This window comes from Actinoplanes sp. NPDC048796, from assembly GCF_040650035.1.
GTDB lineage: Bacteria > Actinomycetota > Actinomycetes > Mycobacteriales > Micromonosporaceae > Actinoplanes.
The window spans coordinates 413,142-426,692 of sequence record NZ_JBEZGO010000007.1 but is presented as its reverse complement, the minus strand read 5'-3'; the positions used below and the strand labels follow the sequence as shown (position 1 = coordinate 426,692).

Here is a 13,551-nt window from a genome sequence, read left to right as displayed (position 1 = left end):
CGTGCGTCGCCGCCCACTACGCTGAGCGCATGGCCGGCGACGAGGTGGCCCGGGTCGTTCAGGAGATGCTCGCCGTCATCCCGGTGGGCTGCTCCTGGCTGCTCCCGGTCACGGCCCCGGACGGCGCCGTGCGTGACTTCCGGGTCGCCGCGGCCAGCGGTCAGGGCCGCGACATCTACCGCCGGGGCACGAGCCGGGTCGACCGCCTGCTGAGCGAGCTGTACCCCAGCATCGTCGGCGGCGAGCTCTGGCAGATCTACCTCGACGTCGTACGGACCGGCGAGCCCCGCGTGTACAAAGAGTTCGGCTACGACGAGAGGAAGGCCGGCGTCGTCGCGCACTCCCTGTTCGACGTCACCGTGCACCCCGTGCTCGGCGGCCTGCTGGTCTGGTGGCAGCGTCTCGACGAGGACCGCCGCCGGATGGCCAACACCGAGATGCTGGGCAGCCTCGGCTGGACCGAGTTCGACCTGATGACCGGGACCAGCGAGTGGTCGCCCGGCATGTACCGGATCTTCGAGCGGGACCCGGATCTGGGGCCGATGTCGCGGGTGGAGCAGGCGGCGGCGATGCTGCCCGAGGACCGCGGCGTCGCCGAGACGGCCTGGCAGAGCATGGACAGCGGCGGAACGGCCGACGTCACGGTGCGCTTCGCCGTCGGGCACGGGATCAAGCACCTGCGGATCCTCTCCGACGTCACCACCGACGCCGGCGGCCGGCCGTTGAAGATCAACGCGGTGGTGCAGGACGTGACCGCGCGGGAGAGTTCCCGGACGGCCATCGACCGTCTCCGCGACCAGCTGCGCACCCGGGAGATGACCGCCCTGGCCGAGCATCGCCTGGCCGGCCAGCTCCAGCACATGATCCAGCCGGTGCCGCGCGAGCCGTTCCCGCTGCCCGGCCTGGAGGTTCTGGTCCACTACCTGCCGGCCGAGAACACGGTGCAGGTCGGCGGCGACTGGTATCACGCGCAGGAGCTCACCGACGGGCGCGTGCTGCTGGCGGTCGGCGACGTGGCCGGGCACGGGCTGGCCGCGGCGAACGGGATGGCGCACCTGCGGTTCGCGCTGATCGCCTGGCTGTCCATCGGGGTGCACGACCCGGCGACGCTGCTGCGGCACCTCAACCGGCTGTGCGGGCAGCTGCGGCTGACCGGTACGGCCGTGCTCGGCGTCTTCGACCCGGCGACCCGGTCGCTGGCCTGGGGCCGGGCCGGGCACGCGCCGCCGTTGCTGGCCCGCGGCGGGCACGCGCGCCCGCTCGAGCTTCCGGTGGGCCTGCTGCTCGGCGCCGACGGCGAGGCGGCGTACGAAATCGCGACCTCGGCCCTCGCCCCTGACGATCTTCTGCTGCTCTACACGGACGGCCTGGTCGAGCGGCGCAGCGGTCCGCCGCTGCTGCCGCGCGTGCTCGACACGCTGGCCGCGGCGGCCGGCGCCCTGCCCGCGGTGACGACGATCAACCGGCCGAGCCCGGACGACGACACCTGCACGGTGCTGGTCAAAGTTCTTTGAGGTCCAGAGCCAGCCGTACGCGGGTGCCCTCGGCGGCCGCCTCGACGCCCACCTCGTCGCAGACGCGCTCGACGATGGCCAGGCCCCGCCCGCGCAGCGCGTCGGCGGCCGGCATGTCGCGCCCCAGCACCCGCATCGGCCCGCCGTCGATCACGTCGCAGTAGACCCGGCCGTCCGAGGCCCACAGCCGCACCCGGCCCCCGCCCTCGGTGTGCTGCAGGGTGTTCGTGGCGAGCTCGCTGACCGCGAGGGTGAGCAGATCGGCGCGGCTGCCGGGCAGGCCGAGGGCGGTGGCGTGCAGCCGGACGAAGTCGCGCAGCGGGGCCAGATCGCCGGGCTCGTGGTAGGTGGTCTCGTACGGCGCGGTGGCGGGTTCGGTGTTCATCCGCCGGTCCTGCGCTCTACCGCGGGCGGGGCGGCGTCGCTCAGCAGGCCGGCGACGCCGGTGATGTCGAGGACGGCCGCGACCGCGCCCTTGGCGTTGACCACGACCAGGCGGCCGTGGCGGCCGAGGGCGGCGTGGTGGGCGGTGATCAGGCCGTGCACGCCGGTGGAGTCGAGGAAGCCGACCTCGGCGAGGTCGACCACGACGCGGGGGTGACTTCCGCCGGCGGCGGTGAGCGCGGCGTCGAGGACGGTCAGCAACTCGTCCCGTACGGAAAGGTCGCAGTCGCCGGAGAGGACCACCCTGGTCTCGCCGGCTCCCTCGAAGGTTCGTGCCTCGAAGCGCGCCATCGCGAACATCATGTCATCCGGGCGCTTTCTTCCCAACCAAGTCCACTCGTTATTGAAGCTTCACCCTCGGGGACGCCCGCCGCATGCGTACACTCAAACCGTCAAAACGGATATAGCGCGCCTACGGGGATAACCATGAAGAAACGGCACTTTTGGATGGTCTCCGTGGCGGCCTTCGCGGCGGTCACCGCCGTCGCGGCGCCGGCCTCCGCCTCGGCCGAGCACGAGATCGCGTTCTGGGGGATGAACGAGGCCCCCGGTTCCTCAACGATGCGGGACGGCAGCGGGCACGGCTTCAACGGGCGGATCGGCCGCGACATCGGCGTCGGCCTGCGCACCGACGACGGGTACGGATACCGCTTCGACCGCCTCGAGCCGGACACCCCGCCGACCCACCCCGGGCACCTGGCGGTCGTGCCCGACGACGCCGAGCTCGACCCGGGAAGCCGCGACTACGCGGTCACCGTGCGACTGCGCACCCGCGAACACTTCGGCAACATCATCCAAAAGGGACAGGCCACCGTCTCCGGCGGCAGCTACAAGATCCAGATCCCGAACGGGAAGGTCCAGTGCTGGTTCCGCGGCACCTCGACCGCGCTGCTGGTGACCGCGCCGCGGGCCATCAACGACGGGCGCTGGCACACGGTCCGCTGCGAACGGACCGACGACGGCGTCTTCCTGACGATCGACGGGCGTACGGTCGCCGGGCGCTACGGCTGGACCGGCGCGATCGCCAACTCGTGGCCGGTCGCCATCGGCGGCAAGACGGACTGCGACCAGGTCGACGTCGGCTGCGACTACTACGCCGGCGACATCGACTACATCGCGATCGAGGTTGACCAGCACGCCTGGTGACAGTCGGCTCACCCGAGTTGACACCCGCCGGAATCCGGGCGAATGTTCCCTCGTGAGCGAAGACTGGCCGAGCGCGGGAAGCCTGCTGGCTTCGCGGTACCGCCTGGCCGAGCTCCTCGAGATCGGTGGCATGTCGCAGATCTGGCGTGCCGACGACGAGCTGCTGGCGCGCCCGGTCGCGGTGAAACTGCCGCTGGGCGCGCAGGTGGTGTGGCGCGAGGCCCGCATGGCGGCGAAACTGCAGCACCCGAACATCGCCGCGGTGCACGACTACCGCGAGGCGGTGCGCCCGGACGGCTCAATCACCCCGTTCGTGGTGATGGAACTGCTGGCCGGCGAGTCGGTCGCGGCCCGCCTGGAACGCGAGCCGATCGGCCTGCCCGAGGCGGCCCGTATCGGCGCGGCGGTGGCCGACGCGCTGGCCGCGGCCCACGCGTCCGGCGTCGTGCACCGCGACATCAAGCCCGGCAACGTGATGCTCACCCCGACCGGCGTGAAGATCCTCGACTTCGGCATCAGCGCCACAGCCGGCGAGCCGGACGACGACGAGTCCGGCTCCACATTCGGCACCCCGGCCTACGTGGCCCCCGAGCGCCTCGACGGCATGCCGTCCGAGCCGGCGACCGACGTGTACGGCCTGGGCGTCCTGCTGTTCGAGATGGTGACCGGCGACCCGCCCTACCCGGTGGACACGTGGGAGGAACTGGCCGAGGCCCGAACCCGGGGCCCTCACCGCTTGCCACCCGACCTCCCGGGGGCGTTCCGCGACCTGGTGGACCGCTGCCTGGACGAGTCTCCCACCGCCCGCCCGACGGCGGCCGAGGTCCGCTTCGACCTGACCGCCCTGTGGCTCAAAGCGGAGCCCGCCCACGTCGCTCCGCCCGGCAGCTCGGCCACCCAGCCCGGCCCTTTCCCGTCGCCGGCATCCGCCGCGCCGCTCACCCCGCCGGCCTCTCCCGGTCAGCTCGCACCCTCCGCCCGCTACGACGGCTTCGCGCCGGGAAAGCGCCCCTCTCCGTCGGCCGGCCTCGAGCCCGACGACCGGCCTCACCCGCCGGGCGGCGTTGAGCCCGAGGACCGACCTCACCCGCCGGGCGGCTTTGAGTCCGACGGCCGCCCTCACCGGTCGGGCGGTTTCGCGGCGGGGGAGCGGCCCGATGTGTCGGCGGGGTTCGCGCCTGGCCGGGCCGCGCCGGCGAGCCGAGCGCTCAACGCCGGACGAGGCTCCAGCGCGGAGGACGGTCTTAACGCGGGGAGCGGCTTCAACATGGGACGAGGCTTCGCCGCGGGACGAGGTTTTGCCGCGGGACGAGGTTTCCGCATGGGCCGAGAGTCCGGCGTCGGGCGGACGGCCGCGAGTGGTCGTGCGCCGGCCCCGACGCTCGCGCTGACCAAGCCGCCGGGCCGCCGAATGGCTCTGATCGTGGGGGTCACGGCGCTCGTCGCGGCCCTGGCCGGGTCGTTCGTCGTGATCAACTGGCCGGCGAACGAGAAGATCGACGCCAATCCGGAGCTGCCCCCGCCGCCCGTGGTCGTCACGTCCACAATAGAGGCGCCCCCGACGCCGGCGACCACGGCGCCGCCGACGTCGTCCTCGCCGGCGCCGAAGCCGGCCCCGACGCTCAGCTTCGACGACGCCGTGAGCCGTTTCCGCCGCGCGGTCGAGCGCGGCGCCGCCGGCGGCGACATCCGCTCCGACGTGGCCACCGACCTGCTGAACCTGGTCCGCCCCCTGACCCGCTCCGGCGGCAACACCGGCGACCAGGTCGATGCGTTACGCCGCAAAATCGACGACCGCGCCGGCGAGGGCAGCGTGTCCTCCGCCCAGGCCGCACTGCTCCGCTCCCGTCTCGCCGACGTCGACAAGGCCGCCCGCACGTTGTGATCCCGCGCCCGCCCGCGCTCGCGGCGGGGAAAAGCCGGGCCGCACTCGATCCCGCTCGCGGCGGGGTAAGCCCGGCCGCGCCTGGTCCCGCTCGCGGAGGAACGTCGGGCGGCCTCCGATTCCGCTCGTGGGGAACGTCGGGCCGCGCCTGGTCCCGCTTGCGGGGGAACGACGGGCCGCCTCCGATTCCGCTTGCGGGGAACGTCGGGCAGCCCGGTCCCGCGTGCGAGGGAAAGTCGGGCCGCGTCCCGGTCCTGCTCGCGGAGAAGGGCGGGCCGTGGCGGGGTGGATCGGCCGGGCCGTGGCAGGTCAGGCACTTGACGGAGGGGAAGGCCGGGCCGTGGCAGGTCAGGCTCCCGGCGGAGGGAAAGCCGGGCCGTGGCCTCTCGGGCACGTGCGCGAGGGAAGGGCGGGCCGTGGGCGGGGGTCAGGCTGAGCCGCGGATGACCAGGCGGGTGGGGAGGACCACCTGGGTTTCGGCGGGCTCGTCGCCGTCTATTTTGGCCAGCAGGAGGCGGACCATTTCGCGGCCCATTTCGGCTATGGGCTGGTCGACGCTGGTCAGGGAGGGCTCGGTGTGGCGGGTGATCACCGAGTCGTCGAAGCCGATCACCGCGACGTCCTCGGGGACGCGGCGGCCGTGCTGGCGCAGCACGCGCAGGGCGCCGGCCGCCATCATGTCCGAGGCGGCGAAGACCGCGTCCAGGTCGGGGTACTGCTCCAGCAGCCGGTACATCGCCGCGGCGCCGCTTTCCTCGCTGAAGTCGCCGAAGGCCACCGGGCCGTCGCCCACCACGTCGCGGTAGCCCTCGAGGCGGCCGATGCCGGCCGCCATGTCGAGCGGGCCGGTGATCGCCGCTATCCGGCGGCGGCCCCGCGACCACAGGTACGACACCGCCTCCCGCGCGCCGCCCCGGTTGTCGGCGTCGACATAGGAGCCCCGGTCCGCGTACGTGGGCCGGCCCGCCCGGACCGTGGCCACCCCCCGCTCCTCGAGCACCGCCGGCAGCGGGTCGTCGCCGTGCAGCGACAGCAGCAGCGCCCCGTCCACGTGCTGGCGGGTCAGGTAGCCCTCGAGCCGCCGCCGCTCCTCCGGCGCCTGCGCGATCATCAGAACCATCTGGAGGTTGCGCGCCACCAGCACCGAGGAGGTCGCCTGCACGATGCGGCCGAAGAAGGGCTCGGCGAAGAACCGCTCCCCGGACTCGAAGATGACCAGCGCGATCGAGTCGGTCCGCTGGGTCACCAGCGTCCGGGCGGCCCGGTTGGGCACGTACCCCAGTTCCTGGATGGCTTCCTCGACGGCCTGCCGGGCGCGCGGGCTCACCTGCGCCGACCCGTTGACCACGCGTGACACCGTTCCGCGGCCCACGCCGGCCCGCGCGGCGACCTCTTCCAGCGTCGGCCGCCCCGTCGCCCTGTTCCGCTCGGTCGTCATCGCCTGGCACCTTCCTCCGCGCGCGAAAAGGTGGTCGCGCCCGACACAAAGTACCTGGCCCGCGCAGCCTGCCCTAATGCGGTCGCGCCGCGATGGTGGCACCGTTACCGTCGGCGCGTGCGCGTCCGAGACTTCGAAGATCACGATTGGCCCGCGGTCTGGTCGATCATCCACCAGGTGGTGACGGCCGCCGACACTTTCCCGTACGACCCGACGATGTCCGAACAAACGGCCCGCGCCATCTGGATCGAGGGCCTGCCCGGCCGCACCGTGGTCGCCGTCGACGAGCCGTCCGGCCGGGTCCTGGGCACCGCCAAGATGGGCCCGAACCGGCCCGGCCCGGGTTCGCACATCGCCACCGCCAGCTTCATGGTCGCCGCCGGGGCGCGAGGCCGCGGGGTGGGCACGCTTCTCTGCCGCGACGCGCTCTTCTGGGCGCGTTCCCAGCCGTACGACGGAATGCAGTTCAACGCGGTCGTCGCGTCGAACCACGCCGCCGTCTCCCTGTACCAGCGCTTGGGTTTCGCCATCCTGGGCACCGTGCCCGGCGCTTTCGCCCACCCCACCCAGGGCCGGGTGGGGCTGCATTTGATGTACCAGAGTTTCGATCGGCGAGGCTAGTCGAGGCACTGCCGTAACGCGGTCAGGAGCTGGTTCTTGCTGAACGGCTTCTCGACCAGGGTGACGTCGGGGTCGAGGGTGCCCTGGGAGGCGAGGACCGGGCGGGCGTAGCCGGACATGAAGAGCACGGCGGTGCCGGGGCGGGTCTCGGCGAAACGCTCGGCCAGGTCCTTGCCGAGCATGTGGGGCATGACCACGTCGGTCAGCAGGACGTCGATCGGGCCCTCGTACTCGGCGGCCAGGGTCAGCGCGGCCGGGCCGTCGGGCGCGACCAGCACGTGGTGGCCGGCGCCGGACAGGATGCGGCGCAGCACGTCGCGCAGGGCGGGTTCGTCCTCGACGGCCAGGATCGTGCCCCGGCGGTAGTCGTCGGCCGGCGGTTCGGCCGGGGGCTCGGCCTCGGCCGGGGCGGCGTCGGTGGTGGGCAGCAGGATGGTGAAGGTGGTGCCCATGCCGGGTTCGGAGTAGACGTTGAGGTCACCGCCGGCCGCGGTGACGATGCCGTACACCGTGGCCAGGCCGAGGCCGGTGCCCTTGCCGGCGGGCTTGGTCGTGTAGAACGGCTCGAACGCGCGCTCGATCACCTCGGGCGGCATGCCGGTGCCGGTGTCGCTGACCCGCAGCCGGACGTACCGGCCGGTGCGCAGGTGCGGGCGGCCCGACGCGTAGTCGTCGTCGACGTGGAGCACCTCGGTCTCCAGGGTCAGCTCGCCGCCGCGCGGCATGGCGTCGCGGGCGTTCACCGCGAGGTTGACCAGCACCTGGTCGAGCTGGCCGGGGTCGGCGGTCACCGACGGCAGGTCCGGGGCCAGCCGTACGGTCAGGGCGATGTGCTCGCCGATCGAGCGCCGCAGCATCTGCTCGATGTCGGTGACCACCTCGTTGATGTCGAGCGGCCGCGGCCGTACCACCTCGCGGCGGGCGAAGGCGAGCAGCTGGTGGGTGAGGTCGGCCCCGCGCTGGGCGGCCTTGGAGATCTGCTCGGCGTCGCCGGTGATCTCGGTGAGCCCGGCGTCGGTGGCCGCCTCGGCGATGAAGGTGGCGTAGTTGGCGATCACCGCGATGAGGTTGTTGAAGTCGTGCGCGACCCCGCCGGCCAGCTGGCCCAGACCCTCGAGGCGCTGCGCGCGCTGGAGCTGTGCCTCCATCCGGGCCCGCTCGGCTTCGGCCTGGAGCTGCCGGTACCGGTCGTCGGCGCGGATCCGGTCGGTGATGTCGCGGATCACCGCGCACCGCATCCGGCCGTTCTCGGTCGGCAGCACGCTCATCGACACCTCGACGGGCACGGTGCTGCCGTCGACGCGGTGGGCCAGGGTCGGTGTGGGCGGGGTTCCGGGGGCCAGCAGCTCGGCCGGGGACTCGTCGGCGTCCCGGCGCGGGGCCGGGTCGTCCGGCAGCGACGGCGTGAGCAGCCGGCTCACGTCGCGGCCGATCAGCTCGTTGCGGGTGAGGCCGAACAGCAGTTCGGCCTGGGTGTTGGACAGGGTGATCCGGCCGTCGTCGCCGACGCCGACGAACGCGTCCGGCGCGGCTTCCAGCAGCGCCTGAAGGCTGGACTCGAGCCGTTCCCGGGCGCTGGTGGCGCGGGCCATCACGGTGAAGCCGAGCAGGTCGCCGTCGTCGCCGGCCAACGGCGACACGCTCAGGGTGACCGGGATCCAGCGGCCGTCGCGGTGCCGCCGGCGGGTACGGAATCGTTCCATCCGGGCGCCGGCCGAGATCAGGGCGAACATCTCCCGCTGATCGGCCCGCCGGTCGGGCGCCACGAGCAGGTCGAGGTCGCGCCCGACGATTTCCTCGGGGGAGTAGCCGAGCAGTGCCTGGGCGGCCGGGTTCCAGGAGAGGATGGTGTAGTCGCGCCCGACGGTGTAGATCGCGTCGTGGGCCGAGCCCACGATGGCCCGGAGCAGGTCGGCCTGCTCGGACAACCCGGAATTACCGCGCGATCGGACCATATGACGTCTACGTTAACGATTCGGTTCTAGGCTCGCATCATGATCGGTGAGGCCGACGCTCAGGCCGTGCCGGAGGTCGACATGCAGCGGCCCAGCGTGTCCCGGATGTACAACTACTTCCTGGGCGGCCGGCACAACTTCGCCGCCGACCGGGAGGCCGCGGCGGCCGCGCTGACCGCGATGCCCGAGCTGCCGGCGATCGTCCGGCTCAACCGGCGGTTCCTGCGCCGGGCCGTCACCCGGGCCCACGAGGCGGGCGTCGGGCAGTTCCTCGACCTCGGCTGTGGCATTCCCTCGCCCGGCGACGCCCGCGAGGTGGTACGGGAGCTCGACCCGCACGCGCCGGTGGTTGGCGTGGACGTCGAGGCCTCGGCCTATCTGCACGGATGTTGCGTCACCGAGGACGACCCGCACGCCGGAATGGTCCTGGCCGATCTCACCGACCCCGGCCTGGTGCTCGGCTCCCCGGTGGTCCGCGACCTGATCGATCTGGACCGCCCGGTCGGCCTGCTGCTGGTCGCGGTCGCCCACTTCATCCCGGACACCGAGCGCCTGGCCCGGGCGCTGGACGACTATCGCCGGGCGCTCGCGCCCGGCAGCGTGCTGGCCCTGACCCACGGATCCCGTAAGGGCTCGTCCGAGCGGACCGAACGGGTCCGGCGGATCTACAACAACACCACCGCTCCCATGGTGATGCGCGACCAGGCGGACGTCCGCGCGTTCTTCGGTGACTGGGCGCTGCTGTCGCCCGGCGTCACCCTGGTCGGCGAGTGGATGGCCGCGGAGGACCTGGACGAGGTCGCTCAGCGAGCCTTCATCGTTGGGATGTCCCGCAAAATCGGTACATGACGGACTTATTGCCGCATGCTGGGGAGATGGCAAGCGTGCTTATCGCGGAGGACGACGAGGACATCGCCCTCATCCTGACCAGGCTGCTCAAACGCGCCGGGCACACGGTGAGCCACGCGCCCGACGGAGCGCGGGCGCTGGAGATGGCGATCGCCGACCGGCCCGACGTGGTGCTGACCGACCTGGGCATGCCTCGGATGGACGGCCTCGAACTGACCCGGGCCATCCGCGAACACGCCGACATCGGGAAGACGCCGGTAGTCATGCTCAGCGGGCACCTGCATCCCGGCGACAACGCCCCGATCGCCGCCGGTGCCTGCGCCGTACTGCTCAAGCCCTGCCCCAACGACAAGTTGCGCGAGGTGATCGGCGACCTGGCCGACCTGGGCCCGCACGGCCATCAGGGCGCCGACGCCGCCTGCCCCGCCCGCTGGCCGGTCTCGGCCTAGGTGGACCACGACGCCTTCCTCGACGCGCTGCTGGAGAGCCTGACGGTCGGCGTGATCGCCTGTGACGCCGACGGCGAGGTGGTCCTGGTCAACCGGCCGGTCCGCGAGTTGATGAGCCTGAGCGAGCAGACCGCCGCACGGGACTATCCCCAGCGCGCCGACGGCGTCCTGTTCGACGCCGGCGGCAACCCGATCACCTGGGACGAGGCCCCGGTGCAGCGGGCGGTCCGCGGCGAGGTCGTCGACACCGACATGATCGTGCGCGTGCCCGGCCGCCGGGAACGGGTCGTCGCCGTCACCGCCCGGCCCATCCCCGGCGCCGGCGGCGGGCATCTGGGCGCGGTCGCGATAGCCCGCGAGGTGACCGCGCTGCGCCGAGCCGAGCGGTTCCGGGCCTGCCACCGGGCCGTCGAGCAGGCTCTGCAGTCGGCCGGGTCGATCGTCGAGGCGGCGCCGGGCGTGCTCGCCGCCCTCGGCGAGGCGCTCGGCTGGCCCGCCGCCGAACTCTGGCTCAACGGCGAGGACGACAGCGAGCTGGCCTTCGGCGGCCGGTGGTGCGCCCCCGGCAGCGGGCTCGAGGCGGTGCTCGGCTTCGCGCCGATCCGCGGATCCGGCATCACCGGCCGGGTCTGGGTCACCGGCAAGCCGCTCTGGGTGCCCGACATCGCCCACACGGTCACCCTGAGCAGCTCGCTCGAACGGTCGCGGGCCGCCGCCTGCCTGCGGCACGGCATCCGGTCGGTGCTGTCGGTGCCGGTGCGCGACGGCAGCACCGTGCTCGGCGTGCTCACCTGCTATGCCTCGATGCCCGAGCCGCACGAGGACCTGCTGGCCGTGCTGCTCGACGGGGTGGCCGCCCAGATCGGCGTCTACCTGGCGCTGCGCCGGGCCGAGGCGCTGGCGTCCCAGCTCACCCGGGCCAAGGACGACTTCATCGCGCTGGTGAGTCACGAGATGCGTACCCCGCTGACCACGATCGTGGCCAGCTCGTCGATGCTCGCCGAGGCGGCGGCCGGGCTCGACGAGGAAAGCCGCGCGATGGTGGACGCGGTCCAGCGCAACGCCACCGCGCTGCGCGGCGTCGTCGACACCCTGCTCGACCTGGCCGGCCTCGACTCCGGGCACATCGACCTCACGATCGGACCGGTCGACCTGGCCGCCGTCGTGGCCACGGCGATCGCCGCCGCCACCCCGGCCGCGGCCGCCAACGGGGTGCGCCTCGACGCCGACCGGACCGCGCCGCTCCTGCTCGACGGCGACGCCCGCCGGCTCCGCCAGGTCGTCGACGACCTGCTGGCCAACGCCGTCAACTACAGCCCGCGCGGCGGCGACGTGCACGTCGGCCTGCGCGAGCACGGCGCCTCGGTCGAGCTGACCGTGACCGACAACGGCATCGGCACCCCGGCCGAGGAGCGCGAGCGCGTCTTCGACCGCTTCTACCGCGCCAGCAACGTCCGCCACAAGGGCATCGCCGGCAAGGGCCTGGGCCTGAGCCTGGCCCGCGCGATCGTCGGCCTGCACGGCGGCACCATCAGCCTCACCGGCCATCTGCCGCACGGCACCACGGTCCACGTCCGCCTGCCCACCCGCAGACCCTAAAGCCTCATCCCGGTGATGCCGATAGTGGCGGTATGACTGACACGCAGGCGCGCCCCACAGTGCTGCTCGTGGACGACGAGTCCACCATCCTCGAGACGCTGGCCCTGCAGTTGCGCCGCGACCACCAGGTTCTGATCGCCGACAGCGGCGCCGAGGCGCTGCGCCTGCTCGCCGAGAACGGGCCGGTCGCCGCGGTCATCAGCGACCTGCGCATGCCGGAGATGGACGGCGTCGAACTGCTGCGCCGCGTCCAGGTCGAATATCCCGACACCACCCGCGTGCTGCACACCGCGCAGAGCGACCTCAACTCGGCCATCGCCGCGATCAACGACGGCGGTGTCTACCGCTATCTCGCCAAGCCGGTCAAGACCGAGGAGCTGCGCTCGACCGTACGGGAGGCGGTGGAGCTGCACGGCCGCTCGACCGCCGACCGCCAGCTGCTCGACAAGACCCTCAAGAGCAGCCTGGAGGCGCTGTTCGGCTGTCTCGAGCTGGCCAGCCCGCTCGCCTTCGCCCGCGGCGGCCGCATCCGTACGCTGGTCGGCGAGCTCTGCCAGCAGATGCAGCTCGGCACGCTGTGGGAGATCGAGGTCGCCGCGATGGCCTCGCAGCTCGGCGCGGTCACCCTGCCGCCCAGCGTGCTGGCCAAGCTCGACAAGGGCATGCCCTGCACCGCCGAGGAGCAGGTCATGATCGACCACATGCCCGAGGTCGCGGTGCAGCTGCTCAAGAACATCCCGATGCTCGAGGACGTGATCCAGATCGTTCTGGGGCTGAGCGTGAAGCCGCCCCGCAACCCCAGCCCGCTGGTCGAGGCCGCGGTCGCCGTCGTCCGCACCGCCATCGACTACGAGACGCTGGAGAGCCGCGGGCTCGAGGTGGACAGCGCCATCGCCGTCCTCGAGTGCCGCGAGGACAGCGCGATGCCCGTGCTCGCCGCGCTGCGCCAGCTCAAGGGCGTCGTGCACGTGGCCGAGAAGGTCCGCGGCCTGCGCGTGGTCGACCTCGAGGTCAACATGCGGGTGGCCGAGGACATCGTCGCCGTCAACGGCCTCGTCCTGATCGGCCGCGGCATGCTCGTCACCGAGCTGCTGCTCGACCGGCTCACCAACTTCGCCCGCACCATCGAGATCGTCGAGCCGGTGCTCGCCATCCCCGGCGGCCGCCGCTTCGACGAGGACATGCTCCTGCCCGAGCCCGGGGCCCGCTAGGAACTCTCGAGCTCGGCCGCGAACCGCTCCAGGACCTCGAACGCGAGGGCCTGTTCGGCGGCCACGCGGCCGAGCGTCACGTCCGGGTCGGGCACGAAGCCCTCCCGCGCGGCGTTCTCCACCTCGGCCAGGATCCCGGCCAGGACGCCGGCGCCGATGTTGGCCGCCGAACCCTTCATCGTGTGCGCGTGATCGCGCAGCTCCGCCGGGTCGCCGCCGCGCAGCAGCTCACCGAGCCGGTCCACCGCGCCCGGCGTCTTCGCCAGGAACGAGCGGATGAGACGGCTCATCAGCGCGCGTTCGGCCGTACCGGGGTCGCCGCCGGCGATGTCCCGCATCCGGTCCCGGACCTCGTCCTGGCGGCTCCGCTCCATGTGTCCAATCCTGCTGGCTGACGGCCGGAGGAGGTGCCCGGTCCTGAAAAGTCCTTTGGTTTCCGT

At 72.7% G+C, this 13,551-nt stretch carries 13 protein-coding genes; 8 read left to right on the top strand and 5 right to left on the bottom strand.

All coding sequences use genetic code 11. The features are described from left to right. The first annotated feature begins 29 nt into the window (after positions 1–29). Complete coding sequence (locus tag AB0C26_RS29140; protein WP_360253940.1) at positions 30–1,514, top strand: SpoIIE family protein phosphatase; 1,485 nt, start codon at positions 30–32, stop codon at positions 1,512–1,514. On the opposite strand, the gene AB0C26_RS29135 is transcribed toward AB0C26_RS29140, so the two are convergent. Both AB0C26_RS29135 and AB0C26_RS29130 read right to left on the bottom strand, forming a co-directional pair. Continuing rightward, positions 1,501–1,899, bottom strand: a complete 399-nt coding sequence (locus AB0C26_RS29135) for an ATP-binding protein (RefSeq protein ID WP_360253938.1) — start codon at positions 1,897–1,899, stop codon at positions 1,501–1,503. The two genes, AB0C26_RS29140 and AB0C26_RS29135, sit on opposite strands and share 14 nt — an antisense overlap. Continuing rightward, positions 1,896–2,249 (bottom strand): STAS domain-containing protein, encoded by a 354-nt coding sequence (locus AB0C26_RS29130; RefSeq protein WP_360253936.1) that lies wholly within the window; start codon positions 2,247–2,249, stop codon positions 1,896–1,898. Before AB0C26_RS29130 ends, AB0C26_RS29135 begins: the two co-directional genes overlap by 4 nt. A gap of 135 nt (positions 2,250–2,384) precedes the next feature. On the opposite strand from AB0C26_RS29130, the gene AB0C26_RS29125 reads away from it, so the two are divergent. Both AB0C26_RS29125 and AB0C26_RS29120 read left to right on the top strand, forming a co-directional pair. Then, positions 2,385–3,104 (top strand): laminin G domain-containing protein, encoded by a 720-nt coding sequence (locus AB0C26_RS29125; protein ID WP_360253934.1) that lies wholly within the window; start codon positions 2,385–2,387, stop codon positions 3,102–3,104. Between the two features lie 52 nt (positions 3,105–3,156). Further along, complete coding sequence (locus AB0C26_RS29120; RefSeq protein ID WP_360253932.1) at positions 3,157–4,989, top strand: protein kinase; 1,833 nt, start codon at positions 3,157–3,159, stop codon at positions 4,987–4,989. Positions 4,990–5,416: 427 nt separating this feature from the next. Here AB0C26_RS29120 and AB0C26_RS29115 read toward each other — a convergent pair whose 3' ends face one another. After that, positions 5,417–6,427 carry a LacI family DNA-binding transcriptional regulator gene (locus AB0C26_RS29115; RefSeq protein WP_360253930.1) on the bottom strand — a complete coding sequence of 337 codons (1,011 nt, stop codon included), beginning with the start codon at positions 6,425–6,427 and terminating at the stop codon, positions 5,417–5,419. Positions 6,428–6,544: 117 nt separating this feature from the next. Here AB0C26_RS29115 and AB0C26_RS29110 point away from each other — a divergent pair, with 117 nt between their 5' ends. Next, complete coding sequence (locus tag AB0C26_RS29110; protein WP_360253928.1) at positions 6,545–7,048, top strand: GNAT family N-acetyltransferase; 504 nt, start codon at positions 6,545–6,547, stop codon at positions 7,046–7,048. Here the strand turns inward: AB0C26_RS29110 and AB0C26_RS29105 are convergent. Continuing rightward, positions 7,045–9,003, bottom strand: a complete 1,959-nt coding sequence (locus AB0C26_RS29105) for a PAS domain S-box protein (protein WP_360253926.1) — start codon at positions 9,001–9,003, stop codon at positions 7,045–7,047. The genes AB0C26_RS29110 and AB0C26_RS29105 overlap by 4 nt on opposite strands. A 39-nt stretch (positions 9,004–9,042) precedes the next feature. Here AB0C26_RS29105 and AB0C26_RS29100 point away from each other — a divergent pair, with 39 nt between their 5' ends. The 4 genes from AB0C26_RS29100 to AB0C26_RS29085 are packed head-to-tail and all read left to right on the top strand — an operon-like array spanning position 9,043 to position 13,111. After that, complete coding sequence (locus AB0C26_RS29100; RefSeq protein ID WP_360253924.1) at positions 9,043–9,852, top strand: SAM-dependent methyltransferase; 810 nt, start codon at positions 9,043–9,045, stop codon at positions 9,850–9,852. A gap of 26 nt (positions 9,853–9,878) precedes the next feature. Further along, positions 9,879–10,301 (top strand): response regulator, encoded by a 423-nt coding sequence (locus tag AB0C26_RS29095; protein WP_360253922.1) that lies wholly within the window; start codon positions 9,879–9,881, stop codon positions 10,299–10,301. Beyond that, on the top strand, positions 10,302–11,900 hold the full coding sequence (locus AB0C26_RS29090; protein ID WP_360253920.1) for an ATP-binding protein: 1,599 nt from the start codon (positions 10,302–10,304) through the stop codon (positions 11,898–11,900). A 32-nt stretch (positions 11,901–11,932) separates the two neighbouring features. Beyond that, positions 11,933–13,111 (top strand): response regulator, encoded by a 1,179-nt coding sequence (locus AB0C26_RS29085; RefSeq protein ID WP_360253918.1) that lies wholly within the window; start codon positions 11,933–11,935, stop codon positions 13,109–13,111. Here the strand turns inward: AB0C26_RS29085 and AB0C26_RS29080 are convergent. Then, positions 13,108–13,485 carry an Hpt domain-containing protein gene (locus AB0C26_RS29080; protein WP_360253916.1) on the bottom strand — a complete coding sequence of 126 codons (378 nt, stop codon included), beginning with the start codon at positions 13,483–13,485 and terminating at the stop codon, positions 13,108–13,110. The genes AB0C26_RS29085 and AB0C26_RS29080 overlap by 4 nt on opposite strands. Between the last annotated feature and the right edge of the window lie 66 nt (positions 13,486–13,551).

Bases quoted from the DNA above. Each gene is read 5' to 3' on its own strand.
- AB0C26_RS29095 (WP_360253922.1), top strand. From the start codon at position 9,879: ATGGCAAGCGTGCTTATCGCGGAGGACGACGAGGACATCGCCCTCATC.
- AB0C26_RS29085 (WP_360253918.1), top strand. From the start codon at position 11,933: ATGACTGACACGCAGGCGCGCCCCACAGTGCTGCTCGTGGACGACGAG.
- AB0C26_RS29105 (WP_360253926.1), bottom strand. From the start codon at position 9,003: ATGGTCCGATCGCGCGGTAATTCCGGGTTGTCCGAGCAGGCCGACCTG.
- AB0C26_RS29080 (WP_360253916.1), bottom strand. From the start codon at position 13,485: ATGGAGCGGAGCCGCCAGGACGAGGTCCGGGACCGGATGCGGGACATC.
- AB0C26_RS29135 (WP_360253938.1), bottom strand. From the start codon at position 1,899: ATGAACACCGAACCCGCCACCGCGCCGTACGAGACCACCTACCACGAG.
- AB0C26_RS29140 (WP_360253940.1), top strand. From the start codon at position 30: ATGGCCGGCGACGAGGTGGCCCGGGTCGTTCAGGAGATGCTCGCCGTC.
- AB0C26_RS29130 (WP_360253936.1), bottom strand. From the start codon at position 2,249: ATGGCGCGCTTCGAGGCACGAACCTTCGAGGGAGCCGGCGAGACCAGG.
- AB0C26_RS29100 (WP_360253924.1), top strand. From the start codon at position 9,043: ATGATCGGTGAGGCCGACGCTCAGGCCGTGCCGGAGGTCGACATGCAG.
- AB0C26_RS29125 (WP_360253934.1), top strand. From the start codon at position 2,385: ATGAAGAAACGGCACTTTTGGATGGTCTCCGTGGCGGCCTTCGCGGCG.
- AB0C26_RS29115 (WP_360253930.1), bottom strand. From the start codon at position 6,427: ATGACGACCGAGCGGAACAGGGCGACGGGGCGGCCGACGCTGGAAGAG.